Here is a 20,461-nt window from a genome sequence, read left to right on the forward strand (position 1 = left end):
CTCCCTTGCGGACGACCCGTCCGAGGCTGGAGGAGTGCCGGTGAACAAGAGGTCGTTGGTGAACGTCGGGGGAATCGCGACCGTGATCGGTGCGGGCGTGGTCGGGGTCGGCGTGGGCACCGTGCTCGCCGGTATCGCCCGAAGTGCGCTGCGCGCCGAACTCGCGGTCGACGACGGTCCCGACGACCTGCTCACCGCGCCCGACTCGGCGCCGCACCGGCTGCCGGTCCGCAGTTCCGACGGGACCGTCCTCAATGTCGAGATCTACGGCTCCGACGACGCAGCGGACGACGACGGTGACGTCATCGTCATGGTTCACGGTTGGACCTGCAACACCGCGTATTGGTATCCGCAGATCAATCACCTCGCCTCCTCCGAGGGCGGTCGCCGACGCGTGGTCGTCTACGACCAGCGTGGTCACGGACTCAGTGAGCGAGGCCTCCGGCGTCCGACCATCGCGATGCTCGGACAGGATCTCGACGCTGTGCTCGAGGCAGCCGTGCCCGCCGGCCGGCGCGCAATCCTGGTGGGGCACAGCATGGGCGGGATGACCATCATGTCGTGGGCGGGGCAGTACCCGGAGAAGGTCGGCTCGCGGGTCTCGGCCGTGGTGCTCGTCTCGACCGCAGCGAAGGGCGTCCTGGAGAACCACACCCTCGTCCCGGTTGATCTGCCCGCGTATGCGCGGCCGTTCGCGCCCGTGGTGGCCAAGGCGTTCACCTCGATGCCGGTGCCGATCCCCAAGACTCCCTACGGCGTTCGCATCTCGCATTACATCGCACTGGGACCCCACGCGCGCAAGGCGCACGTCGACTTCGTCGACGAGATGATCGGAGCCTGCCCCCCGCGCGCACGGGCCGGCTGGGGTTCGGCGATGGGCAAACTCGACGTCACGCCGGGGCTGGCCGCGCTGTCGGTGCCCACGACCGTGGTCGTCGGCACCGAGGACCGGCTGACCCCGCGCACTCATGCCGAACAGATGGCAGAGGTGTTGCGGCGCAATGGTTCGCTGCGTGATCTGGTCGTCTACCAAGGCGTCGGCCACATGACGAGCATCGAGGCCGCGGAGCGGTTCAACGAAATGCTCGACGACCTGGTGGCCGAGGTCTCGCGAGCCGAGCAGCGGGTCAGCTGAGTCGCGACATCCGACCCGGCGTCACAGCGCGCAGTTGACGAAGACCGGCTCGGGTCGCAGGGTGACGCCGAAGGTGTCGAGAACGCCGTCGCGGACCTCGCGCGCGAGCGTCAGCAGCTGTTCGGTGGTAGCCGCACCCCGATTGGTCAGCGCCAGAGTGTGTTTCGTGGACAAGCGGACCGGGGCGTCGGCGGACGGGTAGCCGCGTCCGAAGCCGGCCCGTTCGATGAGCCACCCCGCCGACAGTTTGATCGCGGTGGGGGCGTCGGCGTTCGGGGAGTCGCCCGTGTTCGGCTGCGGGCCGGCCGGGTAGGACGGGATCGCCACGTCGTCGCCGACCCTCGCCGCGATGCGTTCCAGGACCGCGGGGGCGTCCTCGCCGTCGACGATCGGGTTGGTGAAGAACGAACCGGCACTCCAGGTGTCGAAGTCGTCGGGGTCGAGGACCATGCCCTTGCCGCGACGCAGTCCGAGCACCGCCTCGCGGGCGGTGACGGCGTCGACGCGGTCGCCGGGCTCGACACCGACCGTCGTGGCCAGCTCGCGGTACCGGATCGGCTGGCTCGCGCGATCGTCGTTGAGCCAGAAGGACACCGCGACCACCACGAAATCGTTGCGGTGCTTCAGATTGCTGGTGCGGTAGCCGAGTCCGAGCTCGGCGGGGGAGACCCACCGCAGGGTGCCCGACCGGCGGTCGAGGACCTGGACCGACCGCAGGATGTCGGCGACCTCGACTCCGTAGGCCCCGACGTTCTGCACCGGCGTCGCACCGGCCGCGCCCGGAATCCCCGACAGGCACTCCAACCCTCCGAAACCCGCCTCCACGGTCGCGGCGACCAGGTCGTCCCAGCCCACGCCGGCGTCGGCGACGACATGCGGACGACCCGACTCGCGGCCCGAGCCGAACTCGATGCGGCTGCTCGCCAGCACGACGGCGGTGCCGTCGAAGCCGGCGTCGCCGATGACGAGGTTGGACCCGCCGCCGATCACCAGCACGGGTTCGGACCGTTCGTCGAGCTCCTGGATGGTCTCGACGATGCTGCGCGTGTCCGGGCAGCGCACGATCTCGCGGGCCGGGCCGCCCAGACGCAGGGTGGTCAGCTCGGCGAGGGGCGCGCTCAGCGGCGTCTGCGTGTCGGTCACGCGTTCAACGGTAACCGGCGAACGGTAGCGTTCTCCTCATGGCGAGCAAGCTGCAGCACTCGGTGTCCTACCCGTTCTCCACCGAACGGCTCTGGGCGCTCTACACCACTGAGCAGTACTGGCACGATCTGGTGGAGCGGATGAACTCCGGTCACGGCCACGTCGAGAAGGTGAACATCGCGGGCGACACCGTGTCCGTCGAGATGAGTCAGGGCATCCCCTCGGAGAAGCTCCCGTCGGCGGTCACCAAGATCATGCCCGGCGACCTCCGGATTCCGCGGAAGAACACATTTCGGCTGGTCGGAGACCGGATCGAGGGTGAGATCCACGCCACGGTCGAGGGCGCCCCGGTGCCGGTGAACGTGTACGGGACCATCACCACCGCCGGCGATCCGGCGACCAGTGACTGCTCCGCCGAGGTGTCGGTGAACCTGCCGATGTTCGGTGGGAAGATCGAGAAGGCCGTGGTCAGCGAGCTGGTCGGCCTGCTCGATCACGAGTGTGGGCACACCGTCGATTGGGAGTCGGGAAATCCGCTGACGTAGCCTGGTCGTCATGGCACGACGGCTCAGCTACTCCGCTCGCTACACCCACCCTGCGGAGAAGCTCTACCAAGCGCACAGCATCAAGCAGTACTGGGACGACATGATGGCGGGATTCCAGATGATCTCGCCGCACTGCGAGGTCGCCTCCTTCACCTCCGACGAGAACGGGGTCAAGGTCGTCCTCAGGCAGACGATCGGTCGCGACCAGCTGCCCCCGCTCGCGCAGACGGTGATGATGAAGGACATGGTCATCACGCGTGAGGAGACCCTCGGTCCGTTCGACCCGGACCACACCAAGGGCACCTACAACGCGTCGATCCCCGCGGGTCCGGGCAGCCTCAACGGCTGGCAGGAACTGTTCCCCACCGACGACGGCTGCACGATCCGCCGGACCAGTGAGGCGAAGGTCTTCGTCCCGTTCGTCAACGGCAAGCTCGAGCAGATGATCCTCATCAACCTGGTCGATCTGTTCCGGGCCGAGGCCGAGTACGCCAAGGACTGGATCGACAAGAACTTGTGAGTCGCACCCCCGGACAGCAGTCCGGGCGACGGCCGTCGAACAGTCCGATCGGCCGGGTGACGCGCGGAACGACCAACATCAACCGTCTCCGTCGGGTGGATCGGTGGATGGCTCATGAACCGGCCGTGATCGCGGCCCTCGATGTCGCCCGTCCGCTGGTCGTCGACCTCGGCTACGGCGCACGCCCCGACACCACCGTCGAGATGGCCGGCCGGCTCCGCCGCGTAGCCCCCGACCTGGAGATGGTGGGACTCGAGATCGACCCGGCCCGCGTCGTCGACCCGCGCGACGGTGTGCGGTTCGCGGTCGGCGGCTTCGAGATGGCGGGCCTGCGTCCCCGGGTGGTGCGCGCCTTCAACGTCCTGCGGCAGTACGACGAGACCGAGGTCGACGCCGCGTGGTCGCGGCTGCGTGCGGCTCTGTCGCCGGGCGGGGTGATCGTCGAGGGCACCTGCGACGAGATCGGCCGACGCTGTACGTGGGTGCTGCTCGACGTCGCGGGGCCGGTCAGCCTGACGCTCTGCTGGGCTCCCGAACACTCCGAGCGCCCATCCGATCTCGCCGAACGACTGCCGAAGGCGCTCATCCATCGCAATGTGCCGGGCGAGAAGATCCACGACCTGCTGACCCTCGCCGACCAGTGCTGGGACATCGCCGCCCCGCTGGCGCCGTACGGGCCACGCGTCCGCTGGCGTCACGCCCAGGACCTGCTGCGCGAACGCGGCGTCGACTGTGTCGTCACCCGCCGTCGGATGTCGGACAACGTGCTGACTGTCCCGTGGGAAGCCGTCGCCCCCTAGACCGCGGGCACTACTGTGGCGGCTATGCGTGTGGCGATGGCTCAGATCAGTTCGACCGACGATCCGAGCGAGAACCTGGTGACCCTACGCGCGGCGACGCAGGACGCCGCATCGCGCGGGGCGCGCCTGGTCGTGTTCCCGGAGGCGACCATGTGCCGGTTCGGCGTTCCGTTGAAGCCGGTGGCGGAGGATCTCGACGGGCCGTGGGCGAGGGCGGTGTCGGAGGTGGCGGCGTCGGCCGGCGTGACCGTGGTGGCCGGGATGTTCACCCCGTCGGACGACGGCCGCGTGTTCAACACGGTGCTCGTCGCACACCCCGACGGGTCGCGTCAGGGATACGACAAACTGCACCTGTACGACGCCTTCGGGTTTCAGGAGTCCAAGACCGTCGCGGCCGGTTCGGAACCGCTGACCTTCGAGGTCGACGGGGTCACCGTGGGGGTGGCCACCTGTTACGACATCAGGTTCCCCGCACTGTTCACGAACCTCGCCCGACGTGGCGCGCATATCGTCGTCGTGCCGACGTCCTGGGGTGCCGGGCCTGGCAAGATCCATCAGTGGAAGGTGCTCGCGACGGCCAGGGCACTGGATTCGACGACGTTCGTCGTCGCCGTGGGGCAGGCACTTCCCCCGGATGAGGCGGTCGCCGGGTCGGGGGCCCCGACCGGGATCGGACACAGCCAAATCACAGACCCCTTCGGTACCGTGGTCGCCGCGTACCCGGAGAGGGTCGGTGTCGATGTCCACGACCTCGACCTGGCACTGGTCGAGAAGGCTCGTAAACAACTGGCGGTCCTCGCCAACGAGCGAGAGCTGCCTGCCGGCGGTGCGGTGTCCAGCAAGGTCGCACCCACCGGCGAACGGCTTCGAGAGTCCGACGACCGAGGACGGAATCCATGAGCGACAGCAAAATTCCCGGTGGTGGCCCCCGAGACCAGGGTGAGTCGCACGATCCCACCGAATCCGCAGGACCCACCGATCACACCGAATCCACCGGCGACGACTGGCGTCCGGTGGAGGACGCCGACCCCACCAGGTCCGCTGAGCCAGTCGAGCCCTCCACCGGTACAGACGTTCCCGAGTCGGGGGAGACCGAACAGTTCCCCACGACTCCGATCGCGCCCGGGGCGCAGGCGTATTCGAACGTGCCGCCCTCGGAGGCCGACACCTCCGACCTGAGCGGCGGGCCCGGCCGGCCGGGCACCGCGCAGTTCGCGCCCGGGGAGACGCCCTACCACGACGACTCGAGCGCACCCCTGGCGACGCCGGGCAGCGGTCCGGTGCTGACCTCGCCGCGAAAGAGCCGCAGCACCAAGAAGATCGTGGCGCTGAGCGCCATCGCCGTGCTGCTGCTCGTGGTCATCGGCGCGGTCGGCAGCGAGCTCTATCTGCGCAACAAGGTGACGAACTGCCTCGAGGAGTCGTTCAGCGGTCTCACCGGCGTGCCCACCTCGGTGTCGCTGAGCCGCAAGCCGATCATCCTGCAGGGCAGTGGCGACGTTCCGTACGTCCAGGTCGACACCAAGGACGGCTCCGATCCGCAGGGCGTGCGTCTGCACATGCGCGCCGACGGGATCTCCGGCGACAACAACAGCACCGACATCCGCAGCCTCAGGGGCGACGGCTTCATCCCCTACGAGCGGATCGTCGAACTCAGCAAGGAAAGCGCTCCCGCCGGTGCCGGCGGCCAGAGCACCGGCAACGGCGCGAGCCCGGTCGGCTCGGTCGAGGAGATCACCGGCAACGCGGCCGACGGCACCTTCGAGGTCCAGGCCGGCTTCCCGGTCATGTTCTTCTCCGTCCCGGTCTCGGCGACGATCAAACCCGTCCTCACCGGCGGCCGGGTCGAGTTCGAGGTCGTCAAGGCAAGCGCGCTGGTGTTCGGCATCCCGCCGGACTTCGCACAGCAGATCGTCGACCAGATCACCACCTCGGCGCTCGGACCGTTCTTCGACGAGGTCCAGGTCGATCAGCTGAAGGTCACCGACACGGGTCTGGAGTTCGCGATCAGCGGCTCGGATGTTCAGCTGACCAACGAGATGACCGGGAACGACCAGCAGTCGGGATGCTCGGTCTGATCAATGGGCGATCGGCCGGATGTCTCGCGCGACGACGCCTAGTGCTGATCGTTTGTCGGCGGCCCGATCCTCACCAACCACACGGTGGGTCCGTCGGTGAGGCTGAACTCTCCGTAGACCTCTCCACCCCAGCTTCGGCGACAGAAGAACTCCCGAAGCTGGGGGTCCGCGGTTCCGAGGGTCGCCGACAACCCCCGCCGGCCGGTCTGGTCGACGATCGGACGGAGTAGGTCTGACAGAACTCGGCGGCGTCGATGGTCGGGGTGGACCAAGCCGAACACCAGTCTGACCGTGCCCGTCAACATCGACTCACGAGATTTCTCGCGAAGCTCGGTGAATCGCTCGACGAATCCGTCGAGGGTTGTGACGAAATGGCGTGTGCGAGCCGTCAAGTCCTGATCCACCGGCTGTGTCGAGTGGTTCGGCTCGGCCGTGGCGACCAAACCCAGTAAGTCACCGGTCTCGGAGAACCGGCCATGCAAACCGGGTAGGTGGTCGGCGAAAAGCACTTCGCCGAACCACCTGTACGCGTCGGATTCGGCACTCGGGCCGAGAAGCCATCGATACATCGGCACTTCCCATAAGCCGGTTTCCAGCAGGTCGAGCGCTTCTGCACGTTCGTCGGCGGTCAACAGGCGCGTGTTCGAAATCGAGTCGTGCTCGTTCACATGGCAATATCAGCACACTACTGACACGTGGATGAACCGATCCTTGGGAATCCCGTTGTGCATACAGACCTGTTTCCCCGCTCATCGAACTGGTCGGAGTAGTCTCGCCCAATGCCCGTAGCCCCCTCGATGAGCAGATACGAGGTGCGAGCCCTTCTCGGCCTCGTCGGCACCGGACTGATTGCCTCTCCCCGGGTGTTCGCGGGATTCGTTGTCTTCCAACTCGCGAGCGTGTTCACCTCGCTGGCCCAGCCGGCGCTGAACGCCGCGATCATCGATGACGGAATCCTGCGCGGCGACGTGGGGACCATCAAGGTCGTGGGACTCGTCATGGTCGCAGTGGCGGTGATCAACCTCGCGGTCTCGCTCGGGGCGACTTACCTCGCGTCGCACCTCTCGGCGAGGTCTGCACGCGATCTGCGCGGCCGGGTCAACGGCCGGATCGGCAGGTTCACCGATCAGCAGGTCTCCCGGCTGGGCCTGTCCAGCCTGTTGACCCGATCCACCGGGGACGTCGGACAGATCCAGGGGTTCCTCTTCATCTTCCTTACGATCGTCGTGACCGCGCCGCTCATGCTGTTCGGTGCGCTGGTGCTCTCCCTGTCGCAGGCGTGGCGGATGGCCCCGGTGATCTTCGTGGCCGGGCTGGTCCTCGTCGCGCTGGTCGGGGTGCTCGTGCGGCGCATCGTCCCATGGGCCGGGCGACTGCAGGGTCGGCTCGACGCCATCAATCGGGTGCTTCGCGAACAGCTGCGGGGCATAGCCGTGATCAGGACGTTTCGGCAGGAGGACCGCGAGCGCGCTCGCTTCGCGACCGAAAACGACGAACTCACCGGCGTCGCTCTGAGGTTGGGACGGACGCAGGTTCTCCTGCTCCCGACCGTGACCGTGGTATCCAACTTCGCGGGGGTCGCGGTGGTCGCGGTGGGTGCGACCTTCGTGGACCGAGGCCAGATGCAGATCGGTCAGATCACGGCCGCGGTCGGATACCTCAGCCAGATCCTGCTCGCCGTGTCGTTGTTGACCGTGATCGCCGGTGTCATCCCACGCGCGGTCACCAGCGCGGGCCGCATCGCCGAGGTCCTCGACACCGAGGTCCTCGAACCCGGCGACGCCGAAGCCGGCGTGACGTCGTCTGCACCCGCGGTGGTCTTCAGCTCCGTCTCCGTCGGCTTTCCCGGCGCGGACGCCCCCGCGGTCGACGCCGTCTCGCTGACGTGCGCCGCCGGCACGGTCACCGGACTCCTCGGCGGTACCGGCAGCGGGAAGTCGACATTGCTGTCGTTGCCGTTGCGCTTCGCCGACCCCGACTCGGGCGTCGTCCGGTGGGATGGCACGGACGTGACCGGCCTGGCGCCGGCGTGGGTACGTGCGCGGACCGCGTTCGTCGGGCAGGGTGCAGCGCTGGTGACCGGCACGATCGCCGACAACCTGCGGATCGGTCGTCCCGACGCCACGGACGAACAACTGTGGAAAGCGCTCGAGGTGGCCGCGGCCCGTGACTTCGTCGAGGCGCGGCCCGAGGGGCTCGACGCTCGCGTCGCGCAGGAGGGCCGCAACTTCTCGGGAGGCCAGCGACAGCGCCTGGCGCTGGCCCGCGCCGTCCTCCGACGTCCCGCGCTGTACGTGCTCGACGATCCCTTCAGCGCCCTCGACGTCGACACCGAGCGCGAGGTCATCGCCAATCTGCGACGAGCCCACCCGGAGGCAACGGTGCTGATCGCGGCCCAGCGGGTCTCGTCGGTCCGGCATGCCGACGCCATCGGCGTGCTGGAGGACGGCCGTCTCGTCGCCGTCGGCACCGACGAGACCCTGCGCACCGACAGTGAGATCTACCGCGAGATCGCCTACGCCCAGGCGGTGACCGATGCCTGATACGAACCGGCGCGACGGTTCACTGCGATGGCTGATGCGGCAACTCCACCTGAGTCGGGGTCGCGCCGTCGCGATCTCGCTGTGCGCGATCGTGGCGTCGCTGGGCGCGGTCGTCGGACCGATCCTGTTCGGTGTGGTCACGAACGTGATCGTCGACGGGACGATGGGCGCGGAAGGCATGGACTGGCGGCGACTCTGGACAGTGCTCGGCGTGCAGGCGGCGATCTATGTGGCGGTCGCCTGCCTCGCGTTCACCCAGGGGCAGATGTTGACCATCGCGGTGCAGCGGTCGGTGGCGGGGTTGCGCGCGCGCATCGAGGACAAGGTCCATCGGCTCCCGCTGCGCTACTTCGAGTCGAACAACCGTGGCGTGCTCGTCAGCAAGCTCACCGCGCACACCGACAATGCCGCCACCGTGATCGCTCCGGTGCTGGTCACCGTGCCCACCAACGTGCTGACCCTTTTCGTGGTCACCGTCGTGCTGTTCGTCGTCTCGCCGCTGTTGGCGACCGTCGCGCTTGTCGCCGCGCCGGTGTCGGCAGCGGTGTCGGTCGTCATCGCGCGGCGGGCACGACCGTTCCTCGAGACCCGGTGGACCACCACGGCCGCCCTCACCGGGCACCTCGAGGAAGAGCTGAGCACGCGCCGCATGCTGCAGGCGTACAACGCCGAACCCATCGCCCGGCGTCGGTTCGACGCCCTCAACGAGAAGCTCTTCGGTTCGACGCGTTCCTCCCAGTGGGCCGCCGGCACACTCGCGCCGGTCCTCACTGCGATCAACGCCGTGGTGTTCCTGACCCTGGCGGTCCTCGGCGGCCTCATGGTCGTCGACGGAACCCTGAGTCTCGGTGCCGCCCAGGTGGCCGTGATCTTCGCCCAGCAGCTGTCCTCGGCGGTACGTGAACTCGCTGGTTTCGTGACCAAGGTGCAGTCGGGCACGGTGTCGGCGGGCAAGGTGCGCGAGGTGCTCGACGAGCTGGAGGACGGCGCGTCGGAGACCGGCGAGGTGGGGCCGGACCAGGCTGGGCGTCATCGTCGACCGCCGGAGATCGTGTTCGACGACGTCGCCTTCGCCTACGAGGAGAGCATGCCGGTGCTCGGCTCCGTGAGTTTCCGGATGGAGCCGGGTACGACGACGGCGATCGTCGGCTCGACCGGCGCGGGCAAGACGACCATCACCAACCTGCTGCAGGGCTTCTACCGTCCGACCGGCGGTTCGATCACCATCGACGGTGACGATGCCGTCGACCTCGGCCCGCAACGGGTGCGCGACGGAATGGCGGTCGTGACCCAGGAGCCATGGCTGTTCACCGGGACCGTCCGCGAGAACATCGCCTACGGGATGTCCGACGACGACGCGGTGGACCGTGCGGTCCACGACGGACATCTCGACCAGATCGTCGCGACGCTGCCCCAGGGCATCGACACCGTCATCGGCCAGGAATCGGAGAACCTCAGCGCGGGGGAGAAACAGCTCGTCACCGTAGCCCGGGCCATCGCGGCATCGCCCCGCATCCTCATCCTCGACGAGGCGACCAGCGCCGCCGACCCCCGCACCGAGCTGCTCGTGCAGCGGGCGCTGCAACGTCTGCGCGCCGATACGACGACGCTGCTGATCACCCACCGGATGGCCACGGCCGCGCTCGCGGACCAGATTGTCGTTCTCGAGGAGGGGAAGATCGTCGAATCGGGAACGCACGATGAGCTGATCAGCGCCGGCGGGGTCTATGCGCGACGATGCGGCGTCGATTCGGCATCGCGTGCCGAATGAATCGCCACAGGTCAGGGTCCTTTTGCGTGCATAACAATCCGTTTCGTGAAACGCATTGGCGTATTCGTCCCATTTGAACAAGCGCTTGACCCACTTACCGATGGAGTATGGAATCGAAACCTACCGATCGGAAAGTTACGGTGACGGAGGTTTGGCGCGATTTTGAGTCGATACGCCACCGAAACGTTGCATCAACGTTGCTAATGGCCATTGTTTTCGCGGGTTTGATGGACGATCGTCCCACTGAATTCCATTGTTCGTATTAACGCAGTGGTGTGAGCTGGACTTTTGTGACATCGGTCGATGGCGAAAGAAGTATTCGTGACAAGTCCCCGGGAATAATGGAGACATTGTCGAGACGGATATGTAATCTCTGTCTCGAGCCGCCGCACAGGTGGGAGCAGGCGCTCACATCGAATCTTTCCCCCACGAACGAAGGAGTTCCCATGAGCTTTGGAATTGGCGATGCAATCGAAGGTGCCGTCACCGACGCGATCACCGAAGCGATCCTCGGTGTGTTCACCGGCTCGCTCGAGAGCGGTTCCGACACGCCGGAGTAGTCCGACCAGTCTTTTCGAATCGCCTCACGGCCCCGGCTGTGAGGCGATTCGTGTTGAACGGGGCCGAACAGTCGTCAGCGGGGAGTCCGGGCGGTTGAATGATCCGCGGTGCGTGTCCGCCCGGCAGCCCGACACGATACGGTCCATCTGACAGGACCCACGCCCGCCCCGGGGCCTATCGGGGACTCGACGAGGAGGAATGCATGAACCAGCGTCTGCGCAGGTGCGGCGCCGTGATCGCGGTCGCTCTGGGCATCGGGCTCACGCTGTCGGCCACCGGCACCGCCGGCATGGCAGCCGCGGCGCCGAGTCTCGTGACCGCGGGTTCGCCCACCGAACGGGTCACCGACATCGTCGTGCATTCCGATGCGATGAACAAAGACATCCCGCTGACGGTGATCAAGCCGGCCGACGAGTCCAAGCCACGTGGGGTCCTCTATCTCCTCAACGGCGCGGGCGGCGGCGAGGACGGCGCCAACTGGCTGGCGAAGACCGACATCGTCGAGTTCACCAAGAACAAGAACCTCTACGTCGTCATCCCCAACCAGGGGCAGTTCAGCTACTACACCGACTGGGAGAAGCCCGACCCCGAGCTCGGCGTCCACAAGTGGTCGACGTTCCTGGGCAAGGAACTGCCTCCGGTCTTCGACGCGAACTTCAACACCTCCGGGCGCAACGCGATCGGTGGCATCTCCTCGTCGGGAACCTCGGTCCTGAACCTCGCGATCGAGCATCCGGGTCTTTACGAGGCAGTCGGTTCCTACAGCGGCTGCCCGACCACCGCCGACCCGTTCGGCCAGAACAGCATCCGGCTGGTCGTCGAGGTCCGCGGCGGCGGCGACGCCAGGAACATGTGGGGCCCGTACAACGGACCCGGCTGGCGTAAGCACGATCCGGTCATCAACGCCCACAAGCTGCGTGGCACCAAGCTGTACATCTCCAATGCGACCGGCCTGCCCGGGCAGTACGACAACCCGGCGTACGTGAAAAAGACCGACACCCTCGCCGATCAGATCCTGGTCGGTGGCGCCATCGAGGGCGGCACCATGACCTGCACCCTGCAGCTGGTGAACCGGCTGCAGCAGTTGAACATCCCGGCGACGGTCGACCTGCCGCCCACCGGCACCCACTCCTGGGGCTACTGGCAGGACCAGCTGCACCGCTCGTGGTCGTTCTACGAGCGGGCGCTGAACTAGTTGAAGATCACGGTCTTCCGGCCGTGTACCAAGACGCGGTCCTCGAGGTGCCAGCGCAGTCCGCGGGACAGGACCAGCGTCTCGATGTCGCGTCCCTGACGCACCATGTCGGTCACCGAGTCGCTGTGATCGACCCGGATCACGTCCTGTTCGATGATGGGTCCGGCGTCGAGATCGGCGGTGACGTAGTGGCACGTCGCGCCGATCAGCTTGACGCCCCGGGCGAATGCCTGGTGGTACGGGCGGGCCCCGATGAAGCTCGGCAGGAAGCTGTGGTGGATGTTGATCGCGCGGCCGGCCCAGGCGTCGCACAGTTGCGGCGGCAGGATCTGCATGAACCGCGCGAGGACCACGGCGTCGGGCCGATAACCGTCGACGATCCGGGCGAGTTCGGCGAAGGCCTCGGCCTTGCGCTCACCGAACGGGACGTGGTGGAACGGGATCTCGAAACGCGTTGCCAGCTCTTCGAGTTGGGGATGGTTGCCGACAACGGCCCGGATGGTCGCCGGTAGCTCGCCGCGATGCGCACGACCCAGAAGGTCGATGAGGCAGTGGGTTTCCTTGCTCACCAGCAGCACCACGGACTTGGTGTCACGGGTGTCGGTGAGGCGCCACTCGGTCTCGGGGCCGAGCTCGGCGGCGACCTCCGCGGCGAAGCGTGCGCGGAGTTCATCCGCGGTGAACGACACCTCGTCGGCGCGGATCGCCTGCCGGGTGAAGAACCAGCCGGTGTCGTCGTCGGAGTGGTACGCGGCCTCGGTGATCCAGCCCCCGACATCGGTCAGGAAGGTCGAGATGCGGGCGACGATGCCCGTGCGGTCGGGGCAGCCGAGCGTCAGCACATAGCGATGCTCGGTCTGGTCGGTCGGGGTCAGCTGTCCGCTTGTCACGCCCCTCAGTGTGCCAAGCTCGTCGATGTGACGAACACGGACCTGCGGCGTAGCGACGTCGCCGCCATCATCGACCACACACTTCTGAAGCCCGAGGCCACCCGTGCCGACGCGGAGGCCACCGTCGCCGAGGCCGCCCGTCTCGGCGTGTTCGCGGTGTGCCTGTCGCCGTCGATGCTCCCGATCGACACCGGTGAGCAGCGGACCTGCGTGGTCGCCGGTTTTCCCTCGGGCAAGCACCACTCGCTGGTCAAGGCCGCCGAGGCCCGGCTGGCGGTGGATTCCGGGGCGCATGAGGTCGACATGGTGATCGACGTCGGCGCCGCGGTCGACGGCCGATACGACGAGGTGTTCGCCGACGTCCTGACCGTGCGTGAGGCGGTCGGGGATTCGACACTGCTCAAGGTGATCATCGAGTCGGCAGCGCTCCTGCAGATCGCCGGTCCGGACACGGTCACCGAGGTGTGCCGCCGTGCCGAGCAGGCCGGCGCGGGAATGGTGAAGACGTCGACCGGTTTTCATCCCGCAGGTGGCGCGAGCGTCGAGGCGGTGCGGCTGATGCGCGCCGCGGTCGGCGACCGCGTCGGGGTGAAGGCGAGCGGCGGCATCCGGACGGCCGGGTTCGCCGCCGAACTCATCGCGGCCGGCGCGACGCGGCTGGGCCTGTCGTCATCGGCGACTGTGCTCGACGGCTTTCCCGAGTAGCACGTCGGCCATCACGAGGTCGGCGTTGATCGCCGCGCCCGCCGAGACCCCTTCGCCCATCGCGACGGTGACCACCGCGTTGAGCGTGGTGTTGTTCCCCGCCGCCCAGACGCCCGGAACCGCGGTCGCGCCCATCGGCCCGGTCTCGATGACGCCGCCCATCGGGGTCTGCGACAGCGTGCCGCCGAGGCGCTCGTAGAGGTCTCCGCGCACCAGGAATCTCGGTGCGACGACGACGGCATCGGCCTGCAGGACCGTGCCGTTGGAGAGCTCGACTCCGTCGAGACGAGCTGTACCGGCGTCGTCGCGGGTGCGGACCCGCTCGACGGTCTCGTCGATGACGGACACCCCGGCGGCGGCCAGGTTCGCGCGGTCCTCGGCGACAATGGCATCCCCGGCATGCGCGACCAGGGTGACGTCGCCGGAGAGTTGCGCGAACAACAGTGCCTGATGGGCCGACATCGGGCTCGTCGCCAGCACCACGACGCGCGAACCGCGGGCCTCGTAGCCGTGACAGTACGGACAGTGCAGCGCGTCGCGTCCCCAGAGTTCGGCGACGCCGGGGATCTCGGGCAGTTCGTCGACGAGGCCCGTCGCGAGCAGGAGACGTCGCGCCCGGACCGTGCCGCCCGACGCCAGGGTCAGGGTGAACCGATCGTCCTCCCGGCGGGCGTCGACGACGGTGCCGGAGCGGACTTCGCCGCCGTAGCCGCGGACCTCGTCGCGTCCCCGTGACAGCAACTCGAGTGGGGAGATGCCCTCCTGACCGAGCACGTTGTGTGCGCCCTCGGCCGGTGCGTTGCGCGGTTCACCGCCGTCGATGACGACGACCGAACGCAGTGAACGGGCAAGTGTCGTCGCGGCGCTCAACCCCGCGGCGCCGCCGCCGACGACGGCGACGTCGTGATCGGTGGCCGGCCGGGCGATCCACAGCCGGCGTCCGGCGGTCAGGGTGAGATCGGCGCGTCGATGCAGCGACGCGGGATCATCGGGGTCAATGAGGGAATCGAGAAGTGCCACATCCGAATCGGAGAGCACATCGGCCAGCCGGTGCCGGAACTGGCTGAACCAGTGGACCGCGTACCGGGCGATGGTCTCGTTGGGTCCGGTGCGTGCGATGCGGATCGTGTCGCGGTGGACGACGTCGAAGCCTGCCTCGCCGAGGGTTTCGGTCCAGTCGGCGAGCGCCTCCCATCCGGCACCGGCCGCGGCCTGGTGGCAGCGGTCCTCGAGCGTGCCCAGGGCCGAGTCGGCATCGGGCGCGAAGCGAGGGAGGCCGTCCATCTCGACGATCGCGACGACGCCGCCCGGAGCGAGCGCGGACGCGGCCTCGCGCAGGAGAGCCGCGGGGTCGGCGACATGGTGCAGCGACAACGCGGCCCAGATGACGTCGGGGGAGTGCAGCGGTGGCAGACCGTCGTCGAGGTCGGCCACCACGGTGGTGGTTCGCGACTCGAATCCGCCGGCGCGGGCCCGTTCGCCGACGCGAGTGATCATCTCCGCGGAGCTGTCGACCGCGATGAGGTGGGTTGCACCGAACCGGCGGGCGAGGGCCTCGGTGCCGGTGCCGGTTCCTGCGCCGAGGTCGACGATCCGTTGCGGTGCCCGTCCGAGATGTCGGGTGATCACGGTGGCCGCGTCGTCGATGTAGCTGCCGAGGAGTTCGGCATCGAGGTCGAGCGCCGACGCCAAGTGGTCGTGGTCATGGTCGTGTCCATGGGAGCGGGAATGCGAGTGGGTCATGGCGTCGACGGTAGCGCACCCATGCTCGATGGGCATATATTCTTGCCTATGACGCAAGAACTCGACGCGGTGGTCCGGCAGCGCATTCGTGGTCTCCGGCTGGCCAAGGGCTGGACCCTCGATGCGTTGGCCGCGCGGTGCTACCTCTCCCCGTCGACGCTGAGCCGTATCGAGACCGGTCACCGCCGGGTCGCGCTGGACCAGCTGGTCCCGATCGCACGGGCGCTGGGAACGACACTGGATCAGCTCGTGGAACCCGCCGATGACACCGACGTCGTGATCCGTCCCCAGCCGCACACCGCCGAGGGGATGACGATATGGCTGCTGTCCCGGGAGAACAGCCCGCAGGGGGTGACGGTCGCGAAGATGCGCTTCGAGCGTGAACAACCGCTCGGGGACCTGCGGGTTCACCCCGGTCGGGAATGGTTCACGGTGCTTTCCGGGACGGTGCGGCTCCTGCTCGGCGACCGCGCGATCATCGTCCCGGAGGGGGATGCGGCGGAATTCTCGACCATGATCCCGCATGCGATCTGCGCTCACGACGGCCCGGCCGAGGTGCTGTCGATCATGGACCACGCGGGCGAGCGCGCCCACATGCCGTCCGCGACGACCGCCGCCGACGATCCGCAACCGTGAGTCGTCAGCTCCGCGAACGACAACCGCAGATCGGTAGGCTTGTTCGGGTGATGACTTCTCAGGCCCCGGTGAACCGACGTGCTGTGCTCGCCGCGGCCGGGGTCGGCGTACTCGGGGTCGCGATCGCGGCGTGTACGGGTTCCGGTTCCGGCCCGGGCGACGACAAACCTGCCGAGCCGAAGGTCCAACTGACCTTCACCCCTCCGCTCGACGGTGAGGCGCCCAGTCCGATCGCCGAGATCGGCGTGCAGGCCGAGGGCGGCACGCTCAACCCGGACGTGAAGCTGACGAACCCCCGTGGGCGGGTGGTGAACGGGCGATTGTCGGAGGACCGGACGAGCTACACCATCGCCGAACCCCTGGGATACGGCACCGAATACACCTGGAGCGGAACGGCTCTCGGGATCGACGGCAAGACCGTGCCGGTCGCCGGGAGCTTCACCACCCTCGAACCGTCGAGTCAGCTGAACGTCGTCGTCAACATCGGCGACGGCCAGGAGGTCGGCATCGCCGCGCCGATCATCCTGAAGTTCAACGGGACCGTCGAGGACAAGGAAGCGGTGGAGCGGGCCCTCACCGTCACGACCACGCCGCCCACCGAGGGATCGTGGGCGTGGCTCGGCGAGGACAACGGTTCACGCGTCCACTGGCGACCCCGCGAGTACTGGGCGCCCGGCACCAAGGTGCACATGGACGCGAAGCTGTACGGCCTCGATCACGGTGGCGGTGCCTATGGGGCCGCCGACGTGACGAGTGACTTCTCGATCGGCCGAGCGCAGGTCGTGCAGGCCGTGGAGTCCTCGCACCGCATCGTCGTACTCCGTGACGGCGCCGAGCTGATGTCGTTGCCCTGCAGCTACGGCGGCGGCGATCTCGACCGCAACGTGACCCGTTCCGGCATCCACGTGGTCACCGAGAAGTACGACGAGTTCTTCATGAGCAACCCGGCCGCCGGTTACTTCAACATCCGGGAACGCTGGGCCGTGCGCATCTCCAACAACGGCGAGTTCATCCACGCCAACCCCGAGACGGTCAATGTCCAGGGCACGGCGAACGTCACCAACGGGTGCATCAACCTGTCGGAGGCCGACGCCGAACGCTACTTCCGGGTGGCCGTCTACGGCGACCCGGTCGAGGTCTCGGGTACGCGAATCCCGTTGTCGGAGGCCGACGGTGACATCTACGACTGGATCTTCGACTGGGAGGCCTGGCAGGGCATGTCGGCCATCGAGGGCGAGGTGACGGAGTCGTCGGTGCCGGCGACGCCCAGCGGCGCCCCGACCTCCAACGTTCCCGCACCTCGCTGAACCGCGAGCGCGCTAGCCGGTCTTGATGTTTCGTCGTGCCGACGCCTGATCACGAGGCATGAGGACGATCTGGTCGAGGTTCACGTGCGGCGGGCGGGAGGCGACGAATCCGACGACCTCGGCGACGTCGTCCGCGGTCAGTGGGGTGAGGCCCTGGTAGACGGCGTCGGCGCGGTCCTTGTCGCCCTCGAACCGCACGAGCGAGAAGTCGGTCTCGACCATGCCCGGGCAGATCTCGGTGAGACGCACCGGCTGGCCGAGAAGTTCGTAGCGCAGGGTGCGATGGGTGACCGCCTGGGCGTGCTTGGCCGAGGTGTAACCGGCGCCGTTGTCGTAGGCCTCGAGGGCGGCGATCGAGGTGATGGCGACGATCAGCCCGTCACCGGATGCGATGAGCGCGGGGATGAGTGCCTTGGTGATCCGCAGGCTGCCCAGGACGTTGGTCTCCCACATCCAGCGCCAGTCGTCGAGGTTCGCGTTAGACACCGGGTCGAGGCCCTTGGCTCCGCCGGCGTTGTTCACGAGGACGTGGACCCGGTCGAGGCCCTCGACGAACGCCGCGACCGAAGCCTCGTCCGTGACGTCGAGCTGCTTACCGGTTCCACCGATCTCGGCGGCGAGCGCCTCGACGCGGTCGACCCGACGTGCGCCGAGCACCACGTGGTACCCCTGCTTCGCCAGCTGACGGGCCGTCGCGGCGCCGATGCCGGAACTCGCTCCGGTGACGACGGCGATCGGTCGCTGGTCCGAGGTCTGTGCGGTGGCTCCGGTGCTGGTGTCAGGGCTCATGGGCCCACCTTACGACCAGGTCGCGACCCGGCCCTCACGACACCGCACGACGCCGCGCCCGTGTGTGCACGCGCACTGCTACATTCGTCCCATGCGTGGGGGAGTGATCCCGGCGGCGCTGCAACTGACGTCCACTCCGGCGGCCGCGGTATTGCACGCGATCCGGATCGGTGGGCCGGTGACCAGGGATCAGCTCGCCTCGACGACCGGGCTGTCCGCCGCGACGATCAACCGCCAGGTCCATGCCCTCGCCGCCCACGGACTCGTCGCCGAGCGTCCCGATCTCGCGGGACCGAAAACCATTGGCAGGCCCAAGAATCCGCTGACCATCGACCGGGACTCGCTGTGTGTCGCGGGACTGCACATCGGTGCGCGGCGCTCGGTCCTGGTCATCGCCGATCTCGGTGGACGCACCCTGCACAGCCATGCCGTGCTCACCCCGTCGGGTGATCAGCAGGAGGCGATCGAGCAACTGTGCGCGCGGCTCGCCGAGCTCGCCGGCCGATTCGGCGGACGTCGTCTGCTGTGGGGCGGGGTGGCGCTCGGCGGTGCGGTCGACGCGGAGACGGGTGTGGTGGATCACCGCGTCCTCGGCTGGCACCAACTCCCGGTGGGCGAAACGCTTGCGGCGCGTCTCGACACCCCCGTGTCGGTGTGTGAACACGTCGAGGCGATGGCCGCCGCGGAACTGTTGCTGGCCGGATCGCGGGACGCATCCGGAACCGGACTCTTCTTCTACGCCCGCGAGACCGCCGGTATGGCAATGACTCTCGAAGGCCGGGTCCACGTCCCCGAGCGCGGGGCCGGGACCATCGCGCACCTGCCCGTGTCCGCGCCGGTGCTCGCCCCGGGACACACCCGGGTGCGGCTGCAGAACGTCATCGGCGACGACGCCGCACAGGCGGCAGCCCACCGCCTCGGCATCGATCCGGACTCGTCGCGCATCGTCGACGAACGCGCACGGGTCCTCGGGGAGGCAGTCGCGATGATCCGCGACGTGATCAACCCGGACACCATCGTCGTCGCCGGCGACGCGTTCTCGGCGCACCCGCACGGGCTTGCGCCGGTGCAGGCGGCGTTCGACGAGGCGTCGACGCTCGACCGGCCGCTGGAGATCGCGCCGTCGAGATTCGGTGTGCACGTTCAGGAGAGCGCCGCGGTCGTGGTCGCGCTCAGCGTCATCTACGCCGATCCGATCGCCGCCGTCGCCACACTCTGAATCGGCGGACCGTTCGCGTGCGGCACCGCCGTATGTGCCGTGCGGGAATTCATCCCCTACGGTGGGGGACATGACCCTGCCCCGCGATGTGTCCGCCCGACTCGAGGTGAGCATCGACGACCCGACCGAACTCGAGATGCAGATCACGGTGGCGAAGCTGCCCGGCCTGCAACTGCAGGAGGAACTCAAGATCGAGCTGGACGGCAGTCCGGTCGCCGTGGAGGAGCTCGTCGCCGAACACGCGTCGCGCATCCACCGGATGCAACTCGATCGCGGACTGCTGACGATCGACTACACCGCCGAGATCCTCACCCCCGCGGACCCGATCCCGGTGGAGAGCACCGACCGGTCGCGATACCTGCGCCCCAGCCGATACGCCGAGTGCGACAAGTTCTTCGGATTCGTGGCCGGCCAGTTCAATCTGTCGCTGCCCGAGGAGGAACTCCTCAACCAGGTGGTGGCCTTCGTCCAGCAGCGGCTCAACTACATCCCCGGGGCGAGCGATCCCATCGACGGTGCCGTCGACACCCTGCTCGCCGGGGCAGGTGTGTGCCGCGACTATGCGCACCTCGTCGTGGCGCTCCTGCGGGCGCTGAACATCCCCGCCCGGCTCGTCGCCGTGTACGCGCCGGGGTGCTCCCCGATGGACTTCCACGCCGTCGCCGAGGCGATCATCGACGACGAGTGGGTGGTCGTCGACGCGACGCGTCTGGCGCCGCGGCAATCGCTCGTGCGGATCGCCACCGGGCGCGACGCCGCGGACACCGCGTTCCTCGACAACCACCGCGGCACGATCACGCTCAACAACTACGCGGTGACCGCGACTGTTCGCGGTGACCTGCCCTACGACGACGCGACCACCCGGGTCATGATCGGCTGAA

Annotated in this window: 18 protein-coding genes; 14 read left to right on the forward strand and 4 right to left on the reverse strand. The window is 68.1% G+C overall.

Features of this window, described 5'->3' with window-relative positions; translation table 11 throughout:
* Window positions 1-40 precede the first annotated feature (40 nt).
* On the forward strand, window positions 41-1,135 hold the full coding sequence (locus tag GOALK_RS08220; RefSeq protein WP_035752122.1) for an alpha/beta fold hydrolase: 1,095 nt from the start codon (window positions 41-43) through the stop codon (window positions 1,133-1,135).
* A gap of 21 nt (window positions 1,136-1,156) precedes the next feature.
* Here GOALK_RS08220 and GOALK_RS08225 read toward each other — a convergent pair whose 3' ends face one another.
* Window positions 1,157-2,278 carry a UDP-N-acetylmuramate dehydrogenase gene (locus tag GOALK_RS08225; protein WP_006358342.1) on the reverse strand — a complete coding sequence of 374 codons (1,122 nt, stop codon included), beginning with the start codon at window positions 2,276-2,278 and terminating at the stop codon, window positions 1,157-1,159.
* Window positions 2,279-2,316: 38 nt separating this feature from the next.
* Between GOALK_RS08225 and GOALK_RS08230 the strand changes: the two genes are divergently transcribed.
* The 8 genes from GOALK_RS08230 to GOALK_RS08270 all read left to right on the forward strand — a co-directional run bounded on the left by GOALK_RS08230 (window position 2,317) and on the right by GOALK_RS08270 (window position 12,291).
* Window positions 2,317-2,823 carry a DUF2505 domain-containing protein gene (locus GOALK_RS08230; RefSeq protein ID WP_006358343.1) on the forward strand — a complete coding sequence of 169 codons (507 nt, stop codon included), beginning with the start codon at window positions 2,317-2,319 and terminating at the stop codon, window positions 2,821-2,823.
* 10 nt (window positions 2,824-2,833) lie between these two features.
* On the forward strand, window positions 2,834-3,343 hold the full coding sequence (locus tag GOALK_RS08235; protein ID WP_006358344.1) for a DUF2505 domain-containing protein: 510 nt from the start codon (window positions 2,834-2,836) through the stop codon (window positions 3,341-3,343).
* A 107-nt stretch (window positions 3,344-3,450) separates the two neighbouring features.
* On the forward strand, window positions 3,451-4,143 hold the full coding sequence (locus GOALK_RS08240) for a class I SAM-dependent methyltransferase (protein WP_230461890.1): 693 nt from the start codon (window positions 3,451-3,453) through the stop codon (window positions 4,141-4,143).
* 24 nt (window positions 4,144-4,167) lie between these two features.
* Window positions 4,168-5,043 carry a carbon-nitrogen hydrolase family protein gene (locus tag GOALK_RS08245; protein WP_006358346.1) on the forward strand — a complete coding sequence of 292 codons (876 nt, stop codon included), beginning with the start codon at window positions 4,168-4,170 and terminating at the stop codon, window positions 5,041-5,043.
* Window positions 5,040-6,221 carry an LmeA family phospholipid-binding protein gene (locus GOALK_RS08250; protein WP_006358347.1) on the forward strand — a complete coding sequence of 394 codons (1,182 nt, stop codon included), beginning with the start codon at window positions 5,040-5,042 and terminating at the stop codon, window positions 6,219-6,221. The genes GOALK_RS08245 and GOALK_RS08250 overlap by 4 nt, the downstream gene beginning before the upstream one ends.
* Before the next feature lie 779 nt (window positions 6,222-7,000).
* Window positions 7,001-8,764: an ABC transporter ATP-binding protein gene (locus tag GOALK_RS08260; protein ID WP_040004070.1), complete on the forward strand. Its 1,764-nt coding sequence runs from the start codon at window positions 7,001-7,003 to the stop codon at window positions 8,762-8,764.
* Window positions 8,757-10,535, forward strand: a complete 1,779-nt coding sequence (locus GOALK_RS08265; protein WP_006358350.1) for an ABC transporter ATP-binding protein — start codon at window positions 8,757-8,759, stop codon at window positions 10,533-10,535. Before GOALK_RS08260 ends, GOALK_RS08265 begins: the two co-directional genes overlap by 8 nt.
* A 763-nt stretch (window positions 10,536-11,298) precedes the next feature.
* Window positions 11,299-12,291 (forward strand): alpha/beta hydrolase, encoded by a 993-nt coding sequence (locus GOALK_RS08270; RefSeq protein WP_006358352.1) that lies wholly within the window; start codon window positions 11,299-11,301, stop codon window positions 12,289-12,291.
* On the opposite strand, the gene purU is transcribed toward GOALK_RS08270, so the two are convergent.
* Window positions 12,288-13,181, reverse strand: a complete 894-nt coding sequence (gene purU / locus GOALK_RS08275) for a formyltetrahydrofolate deformylase (protein ID WP_006358353.1) — start codon at window positions 13,179-13,181, stop codon at window positions 12,288-12,290. The two genes, GOALK_RS08270 and purU, sit on opposite strands and share 4 nt — an antisense overlap.
* On the opposite strand from purU, the gene deoC reads away from it, so the two are divergent.
* Entirely contained in the window at window positions 13,140-13,886 is a 747-nt protein-coding gene (gene deoC, locus GOALK_RS08280; RefSeq protein WP_006358354.1) for a deoxyribose-phosphate aldolase, read from the forward strand. The genes purU and deoC overlap by 42 nt on opposite strands.
* Here the strand turns inward: deoC and GOALK_RS24580 are convergent.
* Entirely contained in the window at window positions 13,851-15,629 is a 1,779-nt protein-coding gene (locus GOALK_RS24580; RefSeq protein ID WP_306302396.1) for an FAD-dependent oxidoreductase, read from the reverse strand. The genes deoC and GOALK_RS24580 overlap by 36 nt on opposite strands.
* A gap of 48 nt (window positions 15,630-15,677) precedes the next feature.
* Between GOALK_RS24580 and GOALK_RS08295 the strand changes: the two genes are divergently transcribed.
* Both GOALK_RS08295 and GOALK_RS08300 read left to right on the forward strand, forming a co-directional pair.
* Window positions 15,678-16,265, forward strand: coding sequence for a helix-turn-helix domain-containing protein (locus tag GOALK_RS08295; RefSeq protein WP_005200248.1), 588 nt, complete (start codon window positions 15,678-15,680; stop codon window positions 16,263-16,265).
* Between the two features lie 50 nt (window positions 16,266-16,315).
* Window positions 16,316-17,572 carry a L,D-transpeptidase gene (locus GOALK_RS08300; protein WP_040004071.1) on the forward strand — a complete coding sequence of 419 codons (1,257 nt, stop codon included), beginning with the start codon at window positions 16,316-16,318 and terminating at the stop codon, window positions 17,570-17,572.
* Window positions 17,573-17,584: 12 nt separating this feature from the next.
* On the opposite strand, the gene GOALK_RS08305 is transcribed toward GOALK_RS08300, so the two are convergent.
* The gene (locus GOALK_RS08305) at window positions 17,585-18,361 is read right to left on the reverse strand and encodes an SDR family NAD(P)-dependent oxidoreductase (RefSeq protein ID WP_006358357.1); all 777 of its coding nucleotides are present in this window, start codon (window positions 18,359-18,361) and stop codon (window positions 17,585-17,587) included.
* A 91-nt stretch (window positions 18,362-18,452) separates the two neighbouring features.
* On the opposite strand from GOALK_RS08305, the gene GOALK_RS08310 reads away from it, so the two are divergent.
* Both GOALK_RS08310 and GOALK_RS08315 read left to right on the forward strand, forming a co-directional pair.
* Complete coding sequence (locus tag GOALK_RS08310; protein ID WP_040004072.1) at window positions 18,453-19,580, forward strand: ROK family transcriptional regulator; 1,128 nt, start codon at window positions 18,453-18,455, stop codon at window positions 19,578-19,580.
* A 70-nt stretch (window positions 19,581-19,650) separates the two neighbouring features.
* Entirely contained in the window at window positions 19,651-20,460 is an 810-nt protein-coding gene (locus GOALK_RS08315) for a transglutaminase-like domain-containing protein (protein WP_006358359.1), read from the forward strand.
* Window position 20,461 lies beyond the last annotated feature (1 nt).

The organism is Gordonia alkanivorans NBRC 16433 (assembly GCF_000225505.1).
In the GTDB taxonomy this organism is placed as follows: domain Bacteria; phylum Actinomycetota; class Actinomycetes; order Mycobacteriales; family Mycobacteriaceae; genus Gordonia; species Gordonia alkanivorans.

Coding starts and splice junctions, on each gene's coding strand:
- GOALK_RS08295 (WP_005200248.1), top strand. CDS start 15,678: ATGACGCAAGAACTCGACGCGGTGGTCCGGCAGCGCATTCGTGGTCTC.
- GOALK_RS08270 (WP_006358352.1), top strand. CDS start 11,299: ATGAACCAGCGTCTGCGCAGGTGCGGCGCCGTGATCGCGGTCGCTCTG.
- GOALK_RS24580 (WP_306302396.1), bottom strand. CDS start 15,629: ATGACCCACTCGCATTCCCGCTCCCATGGACACGACCATGACCACGAC.
- GOALK_RS08240 (WP_230461890.1), top strand. CDS start 3,451: ATGGCTCATGAACCGGCCGTGATCGCGGCCCTCGATGTCGCCCGTCCG.
- GOALK_RS08230 (WP_006358343.1), top strand. CDS start 2,317: ATGGCGAGCAAGCTGCAGCACTCGGTGTCCTACCCGTTCTCCACCGAA.
- GOALK_RS08235 (WP_006358344.1), top strand. CDS start 2,834: ATGGCACGACGGCTCAGCTACTCCGCTCGCTACACCCACCCTGCGGAG.
- deoC (WP_006358354.1), top strand. CDS start 13,140: ATGCTCGGTCTGGTCGGTCGGGGTCAGCTGTCCGCTTGTCACGCCCCT.
- GOALK_RS08305 (WP_006358357.1), bottom strand. CDS start 18,361: ATGAGCCCTGACACCAGCACCGGAGCCACCGCACAGACCTCGGACCAG.
- GOALK_RS08245 (WP_006358346.1), top strand. CDS start 4,168: ATGCGTGTGGCGATGGCTCAGATCAGTTCGACCGACGATCCGAGCGAG.
- GOALK_RS08300 (WP_040004071.1), top strand. CDS start 16,316: ATGACTTCTCAGGCCCCGGTGAACCGACGTGCTGTGCTCGCCGCGGCC.
- GOALK_RS08265 (WP_006358350.1), top strand. CDS start 8,757: ATGCCTGATACGAACCGGCGCGACGGTTCACTGCGATGGCTGATGCGG.
- GOALK_RS08250 (WP_006358347.1), top strand. CDS start 5,040: ATGAGCGACAGCAAAATTCCCGGTGGTGGCCCCCGAGACCAGGGTGAG.
- GOALK_RS08315 (WP_006358359.1), top strand. CDS start 19,651: ATGACCCTGCCCCGCGATGTGTCCGCCCGACTCGAGGTGAGCATCGAC.
- GOALK_RS08310 (WP_040004072.1), top strand. CDS start 18,453: ATGCGTGGGGGAGTGATCCCGGCGGCGCTGCAACTGACGTCCACTCCG.
- GOALK_RS08260 (WP_040004070.1), top strand. CDS start 7,001: ATGCCCGTAGCCCCCTCGATGAGCAGATACGAGGTGCGAGCCCTTCTC.